The following is a 2,500-nucleotide window of genomic DNA, read 5'->3' as shown; positions in this document are numbered from 1 at the left end:
TGTCCTACAACCCCAAGAGGCAAGCCTCTTGGTTTGGGCTAATCCCGTTTCGCTCGCCGCTACTCAGGGAATCGCATTTGCTTTCTCTTCCTCCGGGTACTTAGATGTTTCAGTTCCCCGGGTCTGCCTTCTCATATCCTATGAATTCAGATATGGATACCACTCCATTACGAGTGGTGGGTTTCCCCATTCGGAAATCTCCGGATCAAAGCTTGCTTACAGCTCCCCGAAGCATATCGGTGTTCGTCCCGTCCTTCATCGGCTCCTAGTGCCAAGGCATCCACCGTGCGCCCTTTCTAACTTAACCGTTAAAAAGAATCACTATGTGATATCTTGTGTTACTAATTGAATGTGATGTCTACTGTTATCTAGTTTTCAAAGAACACGTTTCGAAGGAATGATCCTTCAAAACTAAACAAGACAGGGAACGTTCTGTTTATAAGACCCAAGGTCTTATATTCCGTATAATATCCTTAGAAAGGAGGTGATCCAGCCGCACCTTCCGATACGGCTACCTTGTTACGACTTCACCCCAATCATCTGTCCCACCTTCGGCGGCTGGCTCCTAAAAGGTTACCTCACCGACTTCGGGTGTTACAAACTCTCGTGGTGTGACGGGCGGTGTGTACAAGGCCCGGGAACGTATTCACCGCGGCATGCTGATCCGCGATTACTAGCGATTCCAGCTTCACGCAGTCGAGTTGCAGACTGCGATCCGAACTGAGAACAGATTTGTGGGATTGGCTTAACCTCGCGGTTTCGCTGCCCTTTGTTCTGTCCATTGTAGCACGTGTGTAGCCCAGGTCATAAGGGGCATGATGATTTGACGTCATCCCCACCTTCCTCCGGTTTGTCACCGGCAGTCACCTTAGAGTGCCCAACTGAATGCTGGCAACTAAGATCAAGGGTTGCGCTCGTTGCGGGACTTAACCCAACATCTCACGACACGAGCTGACGACAACCATGCACCACCTGTCACTCTGCCCCCGAAGGGGACGTCCTATCTCTAGGATTGTCAGAGGATGTCAAGACCTGGTAAGGTTCTTCGCGTTGCTTCGAATTAAACCACATGCTCCACCGCTTGTGCGGGCCCCCGTCAATTCCTTTGAGTTTCAGTCTTGCGACCGTACTCCCCAGGCGGAGTGCTTAATGCGTTAGCTGCAGCACTAAGGGGCGGAAACCCCCTAACACTTAGCACTCATCGTTTACGGCGTGGACTACCAGGGTATCTAATCCTGTTCGCTCCCCACGCTTTCGCTCCTCAGCGTCAGTTACAGACCAGAGAGTCGCCTTCGCCACTGGTGTTCCTCCACATCTCTACGCATTTCACCGCTACACGTGGAATTCCACTCTCCTCTTCTGCACTCAAGTTCCCCAGTTTCCAATGACCCTCCCCGGTTGAGCCGGGGGCTTTCACATCAGACTTAAGAAACCGCCTGCGAGCCCTTTACGCCCAATAATTCCGGACAACGCTTGCCACCTACGTATTACCGCGGCTGCTGGCACGTAGTTAGCCGTGGCTTTCTGGTTAGGTACCGTCAAGGTACCGCCCTATTCGAACGGTACTTGTTCTTCCCTAACAACAGAGCTTTACGATCCGAAAACCTTCATCACTCACGCGGCGTTGCTCCGTCAGACTTTCGTCCATTGCGGAAGATTCCCTACTGCTGCCTCCCGTAGGAGTCTGGGCCGTGTCTCAGTCCCAGTGTGGCCGATCACCCTCTCAGGTCGGCTACGCATCGTTGCCTTGGTGAGCCGTTACCTCACCAACTAGCTAATGCGCCGCGGGTCCATCTGTAAGTGGTAGCCGAAGCCACCTTTTATGTTTGAACCATGCGGTTCAAACAACCATCCGGTATTAGCCCCGGTTTCCCGGAGTTATCCCAGTCTTACAGGCAGGTTACCCACGTGTTACTCACCCGTCCGCCGCTAACATCAGGGAGCAAGCTCCCATCTGTCCGCTCGACTTGCATGTATTAGGCACGCCGCCAGCGTTCGTCCTGAGCCAGGATCAAACTCTCCGATAAAGTAGTTTGACTGACTACGCACATCGCTGTGCGATTTTTAAAAACTGAATTAACAGGTACGTTTTGTCTTGTTTAGTTTTCAAAGATCATTTTGTTTGTCCGCTTTGTTAAAGCAACTTTATTAGTATACAACGTCACTTCTTCAAAGTCAACAACTTTTTTTAAAAATTACACTAACGTGCAATTGCTTGGCGGCGTCCTACTCTCACAGGGGGAAACCCCCGACTACCATCGGCGCTGAAGAGCTTAACTTCCGTGTTCGGTATGGGAACGGGTGTGACCTCTTCGCTATCGCCACCAAACAAATTGAGAGTGTTCTCTCAAAACTAGATAACAGGTGTGACATCACTCAAAAATATGGTTAAGTCCTCGATCGATTAGTATCTGTCAGCTCCATGTGTCGCCACACTTCCACCTCAGACCTATCAACCTGATCATCTTTCAGGGATCTTACTTCCTTGCGGAATGGGAAA

Annotated in this window: 4 rRNA genes (2 of these 4 running past the window's edge); all 4 read right to left on the bottom strand. The window is 50.8% G+C overall.

The window, feature by feature from the left end:
• Positions 1 to 307: ribosomal RNA gene (locus tag NYE20_RS00960) — 23S ribosomal RNA — on the bottom strand (it extends 2,621 nt beyond the left edge of the window).
• A 170-nt stretch (positions 308 to 477) separates the two neighbouring features.
• A 16S ribosomal RNA gene (locus NYE20_RS00955) occupies positions 478 to 2,027 on the bottom strand.
• A gap of 186 nt (positions 2,028 to 2,213) precedes the next feature.
• A 5S ribosomal RNA gene (gene rrf, locus NYE20_RS00950) occupies positions 2,214 to 2,329 on the bottom strand.
• A 55-nt stretch (positions 2,330 to 2,384) separates the two neighbouring features.
• Positions 2,385 to 2,500 (bottom strand): 23S ribosomal RNA (locus NYE20_RS00945); it runs 2,812 nt beyond the window's last position.
• The 16S, 23S and 5S rRNA genes sit together here, the layout of an rRNA operon.

The sequence above is a fragment of the Bacillus sp. FSL R5-0416 genome, assembly GCF_037975425.1.
GTDB classification, from domain to species: Bacteria; Bacillota; Bacilli; order Bacillales; family Bacillaceae; genus Bacillus; species Bacillus subtilis.
This window is presented reverse-complemented; position numbering and strand designations above follow the sequence as displayed.